Source organism: uncultured Psychroserpens sp., from assembly GCF_947503375.1.
In the GTDB taxonomy this organism is placed as follows: Bacteria; Bacteroidota; Bacteroidia; order Flavobacteriales; family Flavobacteriaceae; genus Psychroserpens.
In genome coordinates, this window is record NZ_CANNDQ010000006.1 from 237,418 (window position 1) to 255,641 (window position 18,224).

Annotated in this window: 17 protein-coding genes; 10 read left to right on the forward strand and 7 right to left on the reverse strand. The window is 32.4% G+C overall.

Annotated features, from left to right (window positions below):
• Complete coding sequence (gene tsaD / locus Q0876_RS11985; protein WP_299228171.1) at positions 1-1,023, reverse strand: tRNA (adenosine(37)-N6)-threonylcarbamoyltransferase complex transferase subunit TsaD; 1,023 nt, start codon at positions 1,021-1,023, stop codon at positions 1-3.
• Positions 1,024-1,129: 106 nt separating this feature from the next.
• Here tsaD and Q0876_RS11990 point away from each other — a divergent pair, with 106 nt between their 5' ends.
• From Q0876_RS11990 to Q0876_RS12005, 4 genes are all read left to right on the forward strand, one after another.
• Positions 1,130-5,536 (forward strand): translocation/assembly module TamB, encoded by a 4,407-nt coding sequence (locus Q0876_RS11990; protein WP_299228173.1) that lies wholly within the window; start codon positions 1,130-1,132, stop codon positions 5,534-5,536.
• A gap of 138 nt (positions 5,537-5,674) precedes the next feature.
• Complete coding sequence (gene pfkA / locus Q0876_RS11995; protein WP_299228175.1) at positions 5,675-6,661, forward strand: 6-phosphofructokinase; 987 nt, start codon at positions 5,675-5,677, stop codon at positions 6,659-6,661.
• Positions 6,662-6,716: 55 nt separating this feature from the next.
• Positions 6,717-7,718, forward strand: a complete 1,002-nt coding sequence (gene gap / locus Q0876_RS12000) for a type I glyceraldehyde-3-phosphate dehydrogenase (RefSeq protein ID WP_299228177.1) — start codon at positions 6,717-6,719, stop codon at positions 7,716-7,718.
• 61 nt (positions 7,719-7,779) lie between these two features.
• Positions 7,780-8,640, forward strand: a complete 861-nt coding sequence (locus Q0876_RS12005) for an N-acetylglucosamine kinase (RefSeq protein WP_299228179.1) — start codon at positions 7,780-7,782, stop codon at positions 8,638-8,640.
• 5 nt (positions 8,641-8,645) lie between these two features.
• Here the strand turns inward: Q0876_RS12005 and Q0876_RS12010 are convergent, their stop codons facing one another.
• From Q0876_RS12010 to Q0876_RS12020, 3 genes are all read right to left on the reverse strand, one after another.
• Entirely contained in the window at positions 8,646-10,376 is a 1,731-nt protein-coding gene (locus Q0876_RS12010) for a sodium:solute symporter family protein (protein ID WP_299228181.1), read from the reverse strand.
• A gap of 114 nt (positions 10,377-10,490) precedes the next feature.
• Positions 10,491-10,913, reverse strand: a complete 423-nt coding sequence (locus tag Q0876_RS12015) for a hypothetical protein (RefSeq protein WP_299228183.1) — start codon at positions 10,911-10,913, stop codon at positions 10,491-10,493.
• 127 nt (positions 10,914-11,040) lie between these two features.
• Positions 11,041-11,265 carry a hypothetical protein gene (locus tag Q0876_RS12020; protein ID WP_040249025.1) on the reverse strand — a complete coding sequence of 75 codons (225 nt, stop codon included), beginning with the start codon at positions 11,263-11,265 and terminating at the stop codon, positions 11,041-11,043.
• 196 nt (positions 11,266-11,461) lie between these two features.
• On the opposite strand from Q0876_RS12020, the gene corA reads away from it, so the two are divergent.
• The 6 genes from corA to Q0876_RS12050 all read left to right on the forward strand — a co-directional run bounded on the left by corA (position 11,462) and on the right by Q0876_RS12050 (position 15,795).
• Positions 11,462-12,532: a magnesium/cobalt transporter CorA gene (corA, locus tag Q0876_RS12025; protein WP_299228187.1), complete on the forward strand. Its 1,071-nt coding sequence runs from the start codon at positions 11,462-11,464 to the stop codon at positions 12,530-12,532.
• A 114-nt stretch (positions 12,533-12,646) separates the two neighbouring features.
• A complete protein-coding gene (locus tag Q0876_RS12030) occupies positions 12,647-13,150 on the forward strand; it encodes a DNA starvation/stationary phase protection protein (protein ID WP_299228189.1) in 504 nt (167 codons plus the stop codon).
• A 48-nt stretch (positions 13,151-13,198) separates the two neighbouring features.
• Positions 13,199-14,104 (forward strand): mechanosensitive ion channel family protein, encoded by a 906-nt coding sequence (locus tag Q0876_RS12035; protein WP_299228191.1) that lies wholly within the window; start codon positions 13,199-13,201, stop codon positions 14,102-14,104.
• A 108-nt stretch (positions 14,105-14,212) separates the two neighbouring features.
• Entirely contained in the window at positions 14,213-14,431 is a 219-nt protein-coding gene (locus tag Q0876_RS12040; protein WP_299228194.1) for a hypothetical protein, read from the forward strand.
• A 50-nt stretch (positions 14,432-14,481) separates the two neighbouring features.
• The gene (locus Q0876_RS12045) at positions 14,482-15,027 is read left to right on the forward strand and encodes a hypothetical protein (protein ID WP_299228196.1); all 546 of its coding nucleotides are present in this window, start codon (positions 14,482-14,484) and stop codon (positions 15,025-15,027) included.
• Positions 15,028-15,114: 87 nt separating this feature from the next.
• Positions 15,115-15,795: a DUF2461 domain-containing protein gene (locus Q0876_RS12050; RefSeq protein WP_299228198.1), complete on the forward strand. Its 681-nt coding sequence runs from the start codon at positions 15,115-15,117 to the stop codon at positions 15,793-15,795.
• Between the two features lie 18 nt (positions 15,796-15,813).
• On the opposite strand, the gene Q0876_RS12055 is transcribed toward Q0876_RS12050, so the two are convergent.
• The 3 genes from Q0876_RS12055 to Q0876_RS12065 form a co-directional block, all read right to left on the reverse strand.
• Positions 15,814-16,338, reverse strand: a complete 525-nt coding sequence (locus Q0876_RS12055) for a hypothetical protein (RefSeq protein WP_299228200.1) — start codon at positions 16,336-16,338, stop codon at positions 15,814-15,816.
• A 62-nt stretch (positions 16,339-16,400) separates the two neighbouring features.
• Positions 16,401-17,216 (reverse strand): AraC family transcriptional regulator, encoded by an 816-nt coding sequence (locus Q0876_RS12060; RefSeq protein ID WP_299228202.1) that lies wholly within the window; start codon positions 17,214-17,216, stop codon positions 16,401-16,403.
• 82 nt (positions 17,217-17,298) lie between these two features.
• On the reverse strand, positions 17,299-18,207 hold the full coding sequence (locus tag Q0876_RS12065) for a peptidoglycan DD-metalloendopeptidase family protein (RefSeq protein ID WP_299228204.1): 909 nt from the start codon (positions 18,205-18,207) through the stop codon (positions 17,299-17,301).
• Positions 18,208-18,224: the final 17 nt, after the last annotated feature.

Sequence of the window (18,224 nt, forward strand, 5' to 3'; positions counted from 1 at the left end):
TTATATCTTTAATCGTGCAGTAGCCATCACACTTTGATCTGCATAATCACCATCTAAATATTTTAAATAACCAACAATCGCAATCATAGCGGCATTATCTGTGGTATATTCAAACTTTGGGATGTAAGTTGTCCAGCCAAATTTTTGTTCACCATCTTTAAGTGCTTGACGAATACCAGAATTTGCCGATACACCTCCACCAATAGCAATATGTTTAATTCCTGTTTGTTTACTTGCTAGTTTAAGCTTATCAATTAAAATCCCAATAATTGTATATTGTATTGAGGCACAAATATCATTTAAGTGCTCTTGAACAAAATTAGGATTGGTTTTTACTTCTCTTTGAATAAAATACAGTATGGCTGTTTTTAATCCCGAAAAACTAAAATTAAGACCATCCACTTTTGGCTTAGTAAATTTAAACGCTTTTGGGTTTCCTAGCTTAGCTCTCTTATCAATTTCAGGTCCAGCTGGATAGCCAAGTCCTAATATTTTTCCACTTTTATCAAAAGCTTCACCAACAGCATCATCAATGGTTTCTCCAATAACTTCCATATCAAAATAGTGATTCACTTTTACAATTTGCGTATGTCCGCCAGAAATGGTCATCGCCAGAAAAGGAAACTCTGGCTTATCAAAATCGGGTTCTTTGATAAAGTGTGCCAATATGTGAGCCTGCATATGATTCACATCAATTAACGGGATATCTAACCCATAAGCCAAAGACTTGGCAAAAGAAGTGCCTACAAGTAATGAACCCATTAATCCTGGACCACGAGTAAAGGCAATTGCGTTAAGCTGTGACGTATTGATATTAGCTTTTTTTATGGCTTGATCTACAACAGGAACTATATTTTGTTGATGAGCTCTTGACGCTAACTCAGGTACAACACCACCATAATCTTCATGTATTTTTTGATTAGCTACAATGTTGCTTAGAATTTTGCCGTTATGCATTATGGCAGCTGCAGTATCATCACATGATGACTCAATAGCGAGAATATATATATTTTGTGAGCTCATTAATATAATTTAGGCACAATAATTGTTAATTTTGAGGTCAAAGTTAAAACTTTCAAGGCGTATCAAAAAATTCCTAAAAATAGTATCTAAGATAATAGCAATTATTTTGCTACTATTTGTCATCTTGGTATTGATACTATCTATTCCAGCGGTACAAACTAGCTTAGGAAAGCGTATTACTAAACGCATTAATGACGATTTTGGAACAAACATCAATATTGGTAAGGTTGGGCTTCAGTTTAATGGTGATGTAGAATTAAAAGAAATTTATATTGAAGATTATAAAAAAGATACACTTATTGCTATTACCGAGCTTAATACTTCAATTTTAAACTTCGGAAATCTAGCAAACGGAACGTTAGATTTTGGAGATATTGATATCATGAATTTGACATTCAATATTAAAACCTATTTAGGAGCTGAAGATACTAACCTAGATATTTTCGTTGCAAAATTTGATGAAGATAACCCTAGAAAAGAAAAAAGTAATTTTTTATTGTCATCAAGTGATGTCTCAATTTATGATGGAACATTTAGACTTATAGATGAAAATAGAGAAACACATAAAGTCTTAGAGTTTAATGATCTCAACATTAATGCAACCAATTTTGTAATTGCTGCCAGTGATGTCAATGCCAGAATAAATACATTAAGTTTTAGAGATAGTCGTGGTGCATATGTAAAAAATATGGTTACCGATTTTGAGTATACACTTAGTCACATGATTTTTGATAACTTAAGCATTAAAACCGAAAACTCAAGATTGCAAGGTAATATTCGTTTTGATTATAATAGAGAAGATTTTAAAGACTTTGAAGACAAAGTCAGCGTTACGGCAAATTTTAATAACTCTGAAGTTTACCTTAATGATCTAAATACTTTTTATAATGAATTTGGAGTCAATCAAAAAGCAAAGCTCAACGTAACATTAACAGGCACTTTGAATGATTTAAACGCTAATAGTTTAGAGCTTGATGCTAGCGGAAGAACCAAAATTTATGGTGATTTAAACTTTAAAAATTTGTTTAGCCGTGCAGAAGGCGACTTTTCTATGGATGGACGATTTGATAACCTGTCTTCAAATTATTTCGATTTAAAAGCGTTACTACCAAATATATTAGGCGAATCAATACCATCTGTATTTTCTAAAGTTGGTAATTTCACAATTACCGGAAACTCATTCATCACAGATACCACAATAGATGCTGATATAAAAATTAGCACCAATTTGGGAATCATTGTTTCAGATATGAAAATGACTCATGTGGATGACATAGACAATGCCGATTATGTTGGAAATGTCGTTTTTGACGAGTTTGATTTAGGAGTTTTATTAAATGACCCAAAGGTCAAGACGACATCATTCAATTTAGATGTTGATGGCAAAGGATTTACTTTAAATAATTTGAGTAGTCAGATTACTGGACAAGTATTTCATATTGAATACAACGACTATAACTACAAAGATGTATTAGTATCTGGTAAGTTGGGAAATCAAGTATTTAATGGCTTGTTAGAATCTAAAGATGAGAATTTTAAATTAAAATTTAACGGTTTAGCAGATCTTTCAAAAGAGGTTAAAGCCTTAGATTTTAACGCAAATGTGGCTTATGCAGATTTTAAAGCTTTGAATTTTGTTACAAAGGATAGTACTTCTATTTTTAAAGGAGATGTAACCATGTCTATGAAAGGATCTGGCATAGATGATGCTTTTGGAACTCTAAATTTTAAGAATACCACATATAAAAACGAGAATAATGATTATTATTTTGAGGATTTTGCAATCACCTCTACTTTTCAAGGTGAAAAGCGTTTACTTAAAATAAATTCGCCAGATATTATTCAAGGTACCATGAATGGTAAGTTTAAATTTAAAGATCTTGGAAAATTGGTAGAAAATTCTGTGGGAAGTATTTATACTAATTATGTCCCTAACGTTGTAGATAGCAACCAATATGTCGAGTTTAACTTCAAAATCTATAATAAAATTGTAGAAGTATTTTATCACGATTTAAAACTAGGTGCAAATACTACAGTAAAAGGACGAATTGAAACCGATGAAAAAGGATTTAACCTCACATTTAATTCGCCACAAATTAAACTCAAAGACTATTTTGCAAATAACATTTCAGTGTTGATAGATAATAGTAACCCAGTTTTCAATACCTACATTGAGATAGACTCATTAAGTACAAAATTTTATGATGTATCAGATTTCAGTCTTATTAATGTAACCCAACGCGATACATTATTTATTAAGTCTGAATTTAAAGGAGGAAAACAGAGTGTTGATGATTTTGATCTTAGCATGTATTATACTATAGATGAGAGTAATAAGTCTGTTGTTGGGTTTAGGAAGTCTGATATTACATTCAAAGGAAATACTTGGACGATTAATGAAGAAAAGAATAAGCGTAATAAAATTGCCTTTACGAGAGATTTCAAAACCTTTGACATTAGTGAGATTATAATGAGTCATTTTGATGAACGCATTGAACTCTCAGGAGAGATCAATGGGCAACAAACTAAAGATATTAATTTGAATTTTACAGATGTCGATCTCACAAAAATAACCCCTAGAATAGACAGCTTACTTTTAGCTGGAACTGTTAATGGCAATCTTAAAATCCTACAAACCGAAGGTGTTTATCTGCCAAATTCAAACGTAGTGGTGAGCGACCTCAGAGCTAATGATTATGAATTAGGTGAACTTAAAGCTAACATTATTGGAAACCAATCCTTGACCAATTATAAAGTTGATGTTACCCTTAATAACGATAACTTAAAATCACTTTCTGCTAAAGGAACTATTGATGTAAGCGATTCAAATTCAAATATAGACTTAGATGTCGCATTTGATGAGTTCCTTCTAGATCCTCTAGACCCTTTTGGTGAAGGTGTCATTACCAACATAAGAGGTCTGGTAACTGGAAATGCAAAAGTTACAGGCGATTTGAAAAAACCGCAAATTGATGGTAACCTGTTGTTAGATAATGCTGGTCTTACCATTCCTTATTTAAATGTTGATTATAGTTTTGACTTTGATTCTCGTGTAAAACTCGAATCACAAAAATTCATTTTTCAAGATGTAGAGATCACCGACTCTGAATATTTTTCTAAAGCCACTTTAAATGGATTTATAGGGCATCAAAATTTTTCAGATTGGAAATTAGGTCTAGAAATTGAAACCAATCGTTTATTGGTTTTAAATACAGAATATAGCGAGGAGGAATTGTACTACGGAACAGCTTTCGTTAACGGCAAAGCAGATATTTCAGGACCAACCGATAACCTTAAAATTGAATTTAATGGTAGTACAGCTGAAGGAACAGTCTTTGAAATACCACTTAACGAATTAGAAACCTATGGTGATAACTCTTACATTCATTTTATAAGTCCAGAAGAAAAAGCAGCACGATTAAAAGGAGATGTCGTTAGAGAAACTGAAGTCAAAGGTCTAGAATTAGAGTTTAACCTCTTTGTAAATCCTTATGCAGATATAAAAATTGTTATCGATAGAAACTCTGGAAGTACTATTCAAGGTTCTGGTAATGGTAACTTATTATTCGATATCAATACCAATGGAAAATTTCAAATGTTTGGTGATTTTCAGATCGTAGAAGGAACTTATAATTTTGCTTATGGTGGTTTAGTTCAAAAAGAATTAACTGTTGAACCTGGAGGCTCTATTCGTTGGGAAGGCGATCCTTTAAAGGCTCAAATTGGTTTAAAAGCAATCTATAAAACCGAAGCTAATCCTTCAGTATTATTAGATAACCCAATCAACAGAAGTATTCCAGTAGAAGTAGAGATCAACTTAGTTGGTCAATTAGAACAACCTGAACCCGATTTTAGTTTTAAGTTTCCTAATGTTAACTCAACGATTAAATCTGAGTTAGATTATAGACTTGAAACTCGAGAAAGTAGAGAAAATCAAGCTTTGTTTTTATTAGCTACTGGGTCTTTTGCAAGTGAGATAAGCTTAGGACAACAAGCATACGGAACTATTTCTGACCGAGTAAACTCATTTTTTAATAGTGTTTTTGCTGGTGATAATGAAAAGTTACAATTTGGTGTTAACTACCAAGCTGGTGAGCAAACTGCAGACTATCAAACTGATGATAGATTAGGACTTACATTAAGCACCAAGATAAGTGATCGTGTTTTGATCAATGGGAAAGTAGGAGTGCCAATTGGAGGTGTTAGTGAAACGGTTATAGCTGGTGATGTGCAAATTGATATCCTATTAAACGAAGAAGGTACACTCACGGCTAAGTTTTTTAATAGAGAGAATAACATCCGAAACTTTGGTGAAGAAATTGGGTATACACAAGGCGTTGGATTGTCTTATAATGTTGAGTTTGATACGTTCAAAGAATTAGTTCAAATTATATTTACAGGTAAAAACAAGAAAAAGGAGAAGCCAAAAGAAGTGAAGCCAAAAGAAGATGCTTCAGAATTGCTCCCAGACTATATCAATATGAAGTCTGAAAAAGACGAAAAAAGCAATTGATAAGCTACTTTTCAGTCGTAATTTTTAATTAGTTATTAACGAAAACGTTTGAGATTTTATCGTCATGTTAAATTATCTCAAATACTATTCTTATTGTAGTTTTTGTTTACTAGCTTTACTTTTTGAAATAGGAATTATATGTCAAAAACGATTAAAAAAGTAGGTGTGATGACCTCAGGTGGTGATTCGCCTGGAATGAACGCTGCCATTAGATCCGTTGTTAGAACTTGTGCATTTCATAACATAGAATGTGTTGGGATTTATAGAGGCTATGAAGGGATGATAGAAGGTGACTATAAAGCTATGGATGCCCGAAGTGTTAAAGGGATCATTAATAAAGGAGGAACCGTTTTAAAATCGGCTCGATCTAAAACATTTAGAACACCTGAAGGGCGAAAACAAGCTTATGAAAAACTCATTGAAGCTAAGATAGATGGCCTTGTCACTATTGGTGGAGATGGTACATTTACTGGAGCAATGATCTTTAATCAGGAATTCAACTTTCCGGTAATGGGAATTCCTGGCACCATTGATAATGATATTTTTGGAACTTCTCATACCTTAGGATACGATACCGCATTGAACACTGTAGTCGAAGCCATAGATAAAATTAGAGACACTGCAAGCTCTCATAATCGCCTTTTCTTTGTTGAGGTTATGGGTCGTGATGTTGGTCATATTGCTTTAAATGTAGGCGTAGGAGCTGGAGCAGAGGAGATCTTAATCCCAGAAGAAGACCTAGGTCTTGATCGTTTATTAGAATCATTAAGACGAAGTAAACAATCTGGTAAATCTTCAAGTATTGTAGTAGTGGCTGAAGGTGATAAAATTGGAAAAAACGTATTCGAATTAAAAGATTATGTTGAAGAGAACATGTCTGAATATGAAGTGCGTGTTTCTGTTTTAGGTCATATGCAACGAGGCGGTTCTCCTTCTTGTTTTGACCGCGTTCTTGCTAGCAGAATGGGAGTTAAAGCTGTAGAAAGTTTATTAGAAGGAAAAACCAATTATATGGTTGGTCTTTTAAATGATAAAATAGCACTCACACCACTTGATAAAGCGGTTAAAGGTAAATCTGAAATAAATATGGAGTTATTACGCGTGTCAGATATTATGACAACGTAAGCAATAAATACACAATAAATAGAATAATAACACAATAGTAAATAAAAGAGAAAAGATGTCAAATTTAAAATTAGGAATTAACGGTTTTGGTCGAATAGGTAGAATCGTTTTTAGAGCAACTGTAAAGCGTGATGATGTTGATGTTGTTGCAATTAATGATTTATTAGATGTAGAACACTTAGCATACTTGTTAAAATATGACTCAGTACACGGTAATTTTGATGGAACCGTTGAAGTAGAAGATGGTCATCTTGTGGTAGATGGTAAAACAGTTAGAGTTACTGCGGAAAGAGACCCGAAAAACTTGAAATGGGATGAAGTTGGAGTAAACGTAGTTGCCGAATGTACTGGCATTTTCACTTCGTTAGAAACAGCAGATTATCACATTCAAGCTGGAGCTAAAAAGGTTGTGATATCAGCACCAAGTAAAGATGCTCCAATGTTTGTTATGGGAGTTAACGATAATGAGCTTACTAGCGATCACAATATTGTGTCTAATGCATCTTGTACGACCAACTGCTTAGCTCCTATAGCTAAGGTAGTTGATGATAACTTCGGCATCGAAGAAGCATTAATGACTACTATACATGCAAGTACAGCTACGCAATTAACGGTTGATGGGCCGTCACGCAAAAATTATCGCTTGGGACGTTCAGCAATTTTAAATATCATTCCTTCTACAACTGGAGCTGCAAAAGCAGTTGGTAAAGTAATTCCTAAATTAAACGGTAAGCTTACAGGTATGGCGTTTCGTGTTCCTACTGCAGATGTTTCAGTAGTAGACTTAACGGTTAGAACTAAAAATGATACGTCGCTAGAAGCTATAAAAGCAGCTTTTAAAAATGCCTCAGAAGGCGATATGAAAGGTGTTCTTGGTTATACTGAAGATGCTGTTGTATCCCAAGACTTTGTTAGTGATACACGTACGAGCATTTTTGATGCAGATGCCTGTATTGAATTAAATTCAAAATTCTTTAAACTAGTATCATGGTATGACAATGAATTTGCATACTCTAACAAATTAGTTGATTTAGCACAAAAAGTTAATTCATTATAAATCTTAGTTTAAATCCGTAGTTTTATTTATAACTACGGATTTATCTTTTTACTTATAGCTCATGATTTTAATCACAGATAGTGGCTCTACAAAATGCGATTGGATTGCTGTTGACAATAATGGTAATCAACTACATGAAAAAATTCGTACTAAGGGCCTGAATCCAGCCATTTTAAAGGAGAAAAAACTTAATAAAATTATAAGAAACAGTGATGAGTTAATGCAAATCAAAGATCAAGTTACTCATGTGTTTTTTTATGGTGCTGGTTGTGGTACTACTAATCCAAAATTAATATTAACGGGTGTTTTAGAATCCATTTTTGTAAATGCTTTAGTTGATGTTCTAGAAGATACAATGGCTGCTGTTAGAGCGACAGTAAATCATCCATCTGAGGCAGCTGTTGTTTGTATTATGGGAACAGGCTCAAATTGTAGTTATTTTGATGGCTTGCGTTTGCATCAACGTGTCGTTTCATTAGGATATACACTTATGGATGATGCTTCAGGAAATTATTATGGTAAAGAACTTATTAAAGATTTCTATTATAATAAAATGCCCGAAGATATAAAGGTAGCCTTTGAGCACAAGTATAATTTAGATGCAGACTATATTAAATACAATTTATACAAGCAGCCAAATCCAAATGCATACTTAGCGAATTTTGCTGAGTTCATGTTTTTAAATAAAGACTCTGAATATATTATCGAGCTTATCAAAAGAGGAATTCGCACATTTGCTAACAATATGATATTTCAGTATGAAGAAGAACTAAAAACAGTTCCTGTGCATTTTGCAGGTTCAATTGCTTTCTTTTCTGAAAAGGAAATTAGAGAAGTTGGTAACGAATTAGGGTTTACGGTTGGTAATTTTGAAAGACGACCTATTGAAGGTTTAGTAGAATATCACATAAAGAACATGTAATTCCACTAATTGATTTTATCATTTAAGGACTTAATAACCACAAATCCGCATACTACAGTTATTGCACACAAAACAAAAGCCAACCCTAATTTTCCATAGATAAAATTGCCTATAGCAAAAAGGGTGCAATACACACCAATAACACCTGAAAAGAAACCAAGTATTTTCATTCTAAAGCCTTTGAATTTTGAGTCAACTCCAAATATCAAGCTATTAAAAGATTCTAACGTTTTATCATCTGTAGGTTTAGTAAATAGTGTAACTAACATCCAACCAATAGTTGTAATTACAACACCAAATACCAATTGCCAATGACCAGCAAGTTCGATTATTGGTGTATCCATTTTCCCATTCACAAAGAAAAACACTGCAATTATAAATGAAATGACCATGGCTGCAATTTCACTATACGGATTGATTCTTCCCCAAAACCAACGTAGTATAAATAGTAAACCTGTACCAGCACCAATTTGTAAGAGTAAGTTAAGTACTTCACCTGCAGATTGTAAGAAAAATGAAAATAATGCAGCAAGAATCATCAATATTATAGTAGAGACTCTACCTACTAGAACTTGATCTTTATCTGTGGCTTCAGGCTTAATGAAACGTTTGTAAAAGTCATTAACTACATATGAGCTTCCCCAATTCAATTGGGTTGAAATAGTGCTCATAAATGCAGCAATTAATGACAAAAGCACAATACCAATTAATCCAGGTGGCAAATAAGTCATCATAGCTGCATAAGCTACGTCTTCGCCTTCCATTGATGAAGATAAGCTAGGAAAAGCCAGATTGATACTCTCTAAATTTGGAAAAACAACTAGTGAGGCTAAACCAACAATAATCCATGGCCACGGCCGAATGGCATAATGTGCCACGTTAAAGAACAGTGTTGCCCAGGTTGCATGTTTTTCATTCTTAGCTGCCAACATACGTTGTGCTATATAACCACCTCCGCCAGGTTCAGCACCAGGATACCAAGTACTCCACCATTGCACAGCTAAAGGGATAATAAGTACAGTAATTAACGCCTCGTTATTGTAAAAATCTGGCAATAAGGCTAATTTATCACTAACATTTATGTGCGATAAGAGGTTTGTAGTTCCTCCTATTTCTGGCAAATTAACAATATAAATTGTGGCCCAAATACTACCAATCATAGCGATAATGAATTGTATGAAATCTGTAATCAACACACCTTTCAATCCACCAAATGCTGAATAGATAACCACGATTATTGAAGAATATAGTAGCATTTCACCTTGAGATATGCCTAACAAAATATTTGCAATTTTTGCGCCAGCTAAACATACACCAGCCATGGTAATAACATTAAAAATCACACCTAAATAAATAGCTCGAAAACCTCTTAAATACCCTGCTATTTTACCACTGTAACGCAGTTCGTAAAATTCTAAATCTGTAGTTATTCCGCTTTTTCGCCAAAGTCTAGCATAAAAAAAGACAGTAAGCATACCTGTAAGTAACATTGCCCACCAAACCCAATTACCAGAAACACCATTCTCTCTAACCAATTGCGTTACTAATCCTGGCGTATCAGCAGCAAAAGTTGTAGCTACCATACTTACACCTAAAAGCCACCATGGCATGTTTCTTCCTGAGAGAAAAAATGCCTTAGAATCTTTACCAGCTTGTTTAGAAACATAAATACCTATACCAGCGAATAGAATTAAAAAGAAACTAATAATGATCCAATCAAGAGTTGTTATTGTCATTGTTTATATATGAATTAGTGGTAACACAAATCTACTATTAATTATGATATAAAAAAGGCATTAGAGGTGATACTCTAATGCCTTTTTTGAATATAAACATGGTTGGTTAGACTACTATTTTATCCATCCTTTAGATGTTGCCATTTTTGAAAACCATACTAAAAATGCACAAACTACAATTATTGTAATTGGCATTCCAGGGCTAACACCTTCAACAGATGTCATTAAATATACTTGTTGAATTGTAGCCGCTAAAAAAGAAACAATAAATAAAAGATATGCTAATTTCTTTCTAAATAACAAAGCCAAGCATGCCAAAACACCGCAAAATACAGCTAATGCAAATGCTGCTGTGTACCATGCTGGATGTTCAATTAAAAATTCGGCTTGTTGTTCTTCGGGCAATTCAGCTATCATTTCATCAGTCATGTAAGCTTGAACCAAATAAGCCATTACACCTAAAGCATTCCAAATAAGTGCAACTACACTTACAATCCAAAACCAAACAGGTGGTTTGTTGTTTGAATAATCAGTCATAAATTATTGATTTTAGTTAGTTATTGGCAACAATTTATGAAAATTATCAATATAACATAAAAAAACCTTCTTTCTTTTACGTATTACGCAAAATTAAAGAAGGTCGTTTATTAAAAAATTAATCGATCTAATCTTCTACTACATGCAAAACAGGTGTTTTATTAACCCATTTTCCATTTTTTGATTCACCAAGAATAAGAACATCTTTAGTTTGTTCATATTCTTTTATAGTTCGTAACATTTGTTCTTTTGTATCTCTATGTAACTTAATACCTGTATTTTTCCCTTTGTTACGTATTTCTATATAAAACCCATCTCTGAATTTTATAGGTTTTGTTGGAGGTCTTCCCATGTATTATATTTTATGAAGGATTGAATTTGCATATTAGTGAAAATATAATCAATATGCAAACCTTACTTTATTTAATCTAAAGTAAATAGATTGTAATCAATTTAATAGCATTACTAATAATAAATACTTATTGACTAATTGATAAGTACTATACTAAAAAGTTTTTATACATTTAGAAGGTTTAACAACAATATAAATGACATCTAAAAAGAAAAAAAGGGCATATAAGGTATCCAATCTTCCTCCTGGAACAATGGCCTACAGAGGAAAAAAGAGCACATTAGAAACAGTAATTGATATCATCAATTATTCTTCAGATACCTATACTAAAATTGATTGCAATGATGTAGAAGAAGGCTTTGGTCTTGAAGGAAACAATCAAGTTACTTGGATTAATGTAAACGGACTTAATAATTTAAAAGACATACAAAAATTAGGTTCGCATTACAGTTTACACCCTTTAACTCTCGAAGATATTGTTAATACAAATCAACGACCAAAGCTTGAAGAATTCGAAAATTACCTGTTCATTGTATTTAAAATGATTTATTTAAAAGGGGACAATGCAATACAATATGAACATTTAAGTATGGTTGTTGGTCACGACTATGTACTCACATTTCAGGAAGCCGATGGTGACGTGTTTGATGATCTAAGAGATAGAATAGCATTGTCTAAAGGGCGAATTAGATCGCAAAGCGCTGATTATTTAATGTATACGATTCTTGATGCCGTGGTTGATAATTATTTTACTATTGTAGAAGCAGTAGGTGACAAGGTAGAAGATTTAGAAACTATCATTTTTGATTCAAATACAAATGACGCCAATACGCCAAGTCAAATACAAGACCTCAAACAAGAAATTTTAAGAATAAGACGCTCAATACTTCCATTACGAGAAGTCATTAATCGATTAGAGAAATCTGATAACCTAGTAATTAATATAAAGTCTCATAGCTATATTAGAGATTTGTATGATCATATCATTCAAGTTAATGAATCTGTAGAGCTCTACCGAGAACTCATTTGGAGTTTAATGGATATGCACATGACCATTATAAGTAATAAAATGAACGAAGTCATGAAAGTGCTTACCATTATTGCTACTATATTCATTCCGTTGACCTTCATTGCGGGCATATATGGTATGAACTTTGTAAATATGCCTGAACTACATAGCAAAAATGGTTATTTCATTTTATTAGGTGTAATGGCTATTCTATTCATAATTATGTTAATATTTTTTAGAAGGAAGAAATGGCTTTAACATAATTTTTGTTAAACAAAATCTAAGACTGTTAAAACCTGTTAAATAGCTTGACAACAGCTTATATTCCTATAGTTTATATAGAAACAAATATTAATTTAAAACTATATAAACATGAGTTATTTGAATATGAAAGATGAACAGCTAATCCCTGTAGTAGTAGAACTCAATACACTATTAGCTAACTATCACGTATACTATCAAAAATTAAGAAATTTCCACTGGAACATTCTTGGAGAGAACTTTTTTGAGCTTCACAACAAATTTGAAGAATTATATACAGATGCACGCACTAAAATTGATGAAATCGCTGAACGTGTACTTACATTAAGATATCACCCAATGAGTAAGTTGAGTGATTATCTTGAAATATCAAACATTAGTGAAGTATCACCATTAAAATCTGATAGAGCTATGGTACTCGAGATCTTAAGCGATCACAAAATATTACTTGAACAAATGAGTAAAGTAATAATTAAAGCCGATAAAGCATCAGACGAAGGCACTATAGATCTTATAGGTGCCTACATCAGAGAAATGGAAAAAACAAGTTGGATGTTAGATGCTTGGACCAAAAAAACGTCAGAAACTTTGAAACATAATTTAGTAGAATCATAATCCACTATTTTGAATTAAATAAGTTATGAACGGTAAAATTAAATTATTATGAAAGAACAAATTAGCCAAGCATTTACGAATCTAAGTAAAAAATTATTAGGTTGGTTAGATGCCATTATACAAAATTTACCCAATTTAGCATTAGCAATCATAGTACTTGTGAGTGCTTATTTTATTGCTAAATATGTAAATAAACTCGCATACAAGTTAGTTTCAAAAAAAGTAAAGCAAGAATCAATAAGCAGTATGATTGCTAGAATTAGTGCGGTTTCTGTAGTACTAATAGGCTTGTTTTTAGCCCTAGGAATATTAGATCTAAGTAAAACGCTAACGTCATTACTTACTGGTGCTGGTGTGGCAGGTTTAGTAATTGGTTTAGCATTACAAGGCACATTATCAAATACTATTGCTGGTATAGTAATTTCGTTTAGGAAAAAAATTCAAATTGGAAATTGGGTTGAAACCAATGGGTATTCAGGAGAGATTATTGACATTAACTTGAAAGATTTCACATTAAAAGAAGCCGATAATAATATTGTAGTTATTCCTAATAAAATGATATTAGAAAACCCATTGAAGAATTATTCTCTCACCACTAGGATGAGAGTGTTTCTTGAATGTGGCGTAGGCTATGAATCAGATTTAGAGCAAGTGGAAAAATTAACGAAAGAAACCATAGCTTCAACATTTAGCCAAGTTGAAAGTGCTGAAGATGTTGAATTTTATTATACCGAATTTGGAGATAGTTCAATAAATTACCTTTGTCGCTTCTGGATAGATGCAGAAAGTATGTTAGAAAAAATGAGAGCAAAAACGAAAGCAATCATTCAAATTAAAAAGGCATACGATAAGGAAGGTATAAACATACCATTTCCGATACGCACTTTACAATTTGATAATAAACTTGCCATCAAAAATCCTGAAATGATGCAAGAATCCTTTTCCAAAAATTAATATTTCGCCAAATATCATTTACGGCAAAATGTTCATGATTAGAGCAAACTTAGATCATGCAATATGAGCATCTTTGTATTATCACCATAATAATTAAAAATTAATACAATGAAAAACATATTATTAGCATTTATATTTCTTTTTACAATAGGTACAGTATTAACTAGTTGTAGAGATGAAAGAACTCCAGATGAAAAAATCGAAGCAGCAATGGAAGAGGTAAAAGATGATATTGAAGAAGCCTCAGACGATGTGAAAGATGCAGCTGAAGATCTTGAAGATGAGATCAATGAGGCAATTGAAGAAGCTGGAGATGATAACAAATAATTAATTAGAAAATCTAATTAATTGAAGTAGAACCATAAAACCATAAAACAATGAAAAATTTAATTTATGCATTTTCTTTACTAATGATAACTGGAGCTTATGCTCAAAATAAACCAGTTGACAAAGTAGAGGAAACAAAAGTAAAAACAATAAAAGTAGAAAAAGACGGTAAGATTGTTGAGAATAAGATAAAGGTTACCACTAAGAAAGAACAAGAGGTGATGACAGATCCAAATTATGAAGGTACTGTAAATGCACCACGTGTGTTTCCAGAAGTAAAGGTGACCAAGACAGTAAGTATCGATAACGATAATGATCCTTTTTACGATTCAAAAGATGAAATTATTTATTTTACCAATAACGATAGTAAATACGCATTTACATCTAACGAATCTGGATTCTTAATGTCTGATGACAACAATAAGATGTTCGCAACAGCAGTAAGGTCGTCAAACAGTCAATACTACATTTTAGATATTAATAACTATTCTGGTGTAGGCTATTTTAATGATGAAGGTAATTTTGTAGTAGAGTATTATAATTCAGACACCAAAATGCTAGTGAATGAAGAATTTAAAAGCAATTCAGAATTTTAAAAAATACTAATCAATAACTTATAAGTCTCGATATATAATCGAGACTTTTTTTTGTACTTTTAAGTTTGTTAAACTAATACATACAACATGGCAGATCTTCACTTTTCGAAAGACACTTTAGAATTTTTCAAGAAATTAGAAAAAAACAATGATAGAGACTGGTTTAATGCTCATAAAAAAGAATTCAAATCTATAGAAGCAGAAGCAAAGCAAACTTATAAAAATCTCTATGAAACATTAAATACGCATGATAATGTTGATCAATTTAAAATGTTCCGAATATATCGTGACGTGCGTTTTTCAAAAAATAAAGCGCCATATAAAACACATTTTGGAGGTTCCTTTGGACGTAAGAAACCAGAATTACGAGGCGGTTACTATTTACATATTCAACCAAATAATGAAAGTTTTATTGCTACAGGCTTTTGGGAACCAAATAAAGACGATCTATTGCGTATTAGAAGAGAGTTTGAGCAAGACGCAACAGAAATACGAAATATTATCAACGATAAGAAGTTTAAATCGGTTTGGGGTGAATTTGTAGGTGACGAACTCAAAACTGCACCTAGAGATTTTGACAAAACGCATCCAGCAATTGATCTTATTAAAAAGAAACAGTATATTTTTACAAAGAAGTATACAGATAAAGAAGTAACATCAGATGGCTTTATCAATGAAGTTAACTCAAGTTTTAAAGCTATTAGGCCATTTTTTGATTACATGAGTGATGTGCTTACTACTAACCTCAATGGTGAGTCTTTATTATAAGTAAATTAGTACAGTAAACTATTCGCTTTTTAAACGTTTAATTTCTGCATTTAAAAACTTCTGTTTCCAAGTATTGGATTCAAAGTCATAAATGCCAATGCTGTATTTATAGGTATTCTCATTAATGTATTCCCAGCCATCAGTAATTTCAGTTTTTTGACCTCCTACTTCATAATTATAGGTATAATATATATCCTTGCTATTGTAAGTGATGCTTCCTTTGGTTAAGCCACCAAACACATCAAACTCATAAAACTCAATAGTTTTTGTCTCTTTATTGAAATATCTAATACCTTCATTTCTCAAACCAAATTCATAGCCATCAGTTTTTACATTGCCATGAGTTGTTGTTTTTAGAATTAATCCATCTAAACTAGATTCATAACTGATATTCAATTTGTGCGGAGTTCCGTCACCCCATTTTGCATCCAACTTCCAAATGCCTCCAATTAAGTTTTCGTGTGCAGTAAATGTTTCATGATCATTCTGCGCTATTGCTATTTGTGTAATTATTAAAAAAAGAAGTAAAAGTGCTGATTTCATACTGTAAAATTAATTTATAAAACAAAGGAACAGGAATATTAAATGTGAAAATTGTAAAAAATTTACTTCACAGGAAAATAATTCGGATAATCACCAATATCCTTTAAATATTGTTTTGGGTTCAAACCAGAGAACGATTGAAAGTCTTTTATAAAATGTGCCTGATCGAAATAACCACAATCTGCAGAAATTGCAGTCCAAGAGATATCTTCTTGTTGCTCTACAGCAGCTAATATCTCATTAAATCTAACGATGCGATGTAATTGCTTTGGAGTGATACCAATATATTTTTTAAACAATTGAATAAACTGCTTTTGGGAGTATCCAGTTTTAGCAGCTACATCTGCAATGGTAATTTGTGAAGATGAGTTTTTGATGTTCTCAATAGCAGTTTGCATGATGTTTAAATAAAATTCATCTTCGATCAGTTGACTTGATATCCATTGTTCTATATCTGAAAATTTTTCCTCTGGCGAAGTAGGATGCTTTAATTTGTGATGTAAATCAGTAACTGAACTTCCAAAAACAATATGTGCAGATGTCACTTTATCTGTGAAATGGTCAACTGGCTTATGCGTTAGTGGATAGCCTGAACCAGGCTTGAAGATAACAACTATCATTTCTTCTGCATGCGCACTAATAGTGATATATTCTTTTAGAACACCAGAAAACCAAACATCAGTACATTCTTGAATTTCTTTTTTCGAGCTATTGTCATAAATAAACTTTGGCGTTCCAGTAAGTTCGAAAACAATATTAATAGTTCCGTCTGGGAGGTATTTATCCATAATATGTTCAGGATAATAATCTTTTATGTAGACGATATCAATTAAATATTTTGAAAGCTTGTTTGATGGCTTGTGTGTTTTGTAGATCAATTTTGCATATGTTTTATCATGTCAAAATAATGCTATAATACGACAATTAAAAATATGAAATATACTATTTGATTTGTTGTATCTATTTTTCGATGACTAACTTTTGTCCAATCTTTATTACCGAATTACGTTTTATAGAATTCGTTTTGCATAACGTAGCAATTGAGACATTGTTTCTCGCAGATATTCTTGACAACGTATCGCCACGCTTGACAACGTATATCTTTCGTTGTTTTTGTAAACTAGCAATGGCATCTTCTTCGGTTAGTAAGAGATCAATTTTACTTTGTCGCTTTGAATTGTGTACGTAAGGACGTGTCCACTGTTTGGTAACCCAAATAGTATTCGCTCTAATTGTATTTGTATCGTTGAACTCAAATAAATATTCTGGGTTTATTGAGACGCCTTTATAGTTTATAACTAAATGTAAATGGCTTCCTCTAGCATTTCCAGATGTACCACCTTTACCCAAGTATTGTCCGCGTTGTATGCTATCATTCTCTTTGACACCATATTTAGATAAATGTGCATAAACCGTTTCTAGGCCATTGTAATGCCTTAAAATTACAGTTCTGCCATGCCCTTTACTATATCTAGCTAACCGAACAACACCATCAAACATAGCAAATACACTATCACCTGTTACCAGATCAATATCAATCCCTTTATGAGCCCTTCCTTTTCGCCAACCGTAACGTGATGTGACGACTTTGGTTTTTCCAATAGGAGAGGCATAAGTAGAATCTTTAAATGTAAGTTGTAATGGAAAAACTATCAATTCATTTTTATAGGGATTATATACTGTCGGGTCCCAATGAGTCGCTTTTATATCTACAGCAGTGATGGTATCAAATTCAATTTCAACTGAAGTTGTGTCATGTTTAATAATGGCACTAAGATCTATGCGGTCAACAATATTAAGATCAGATCCCTTTTGTGCATAAGCTACTAATGATAAAAGACTTAGTAGGTAAGCTAAGCGTGATTTCATATAATTAATTAAAAAAT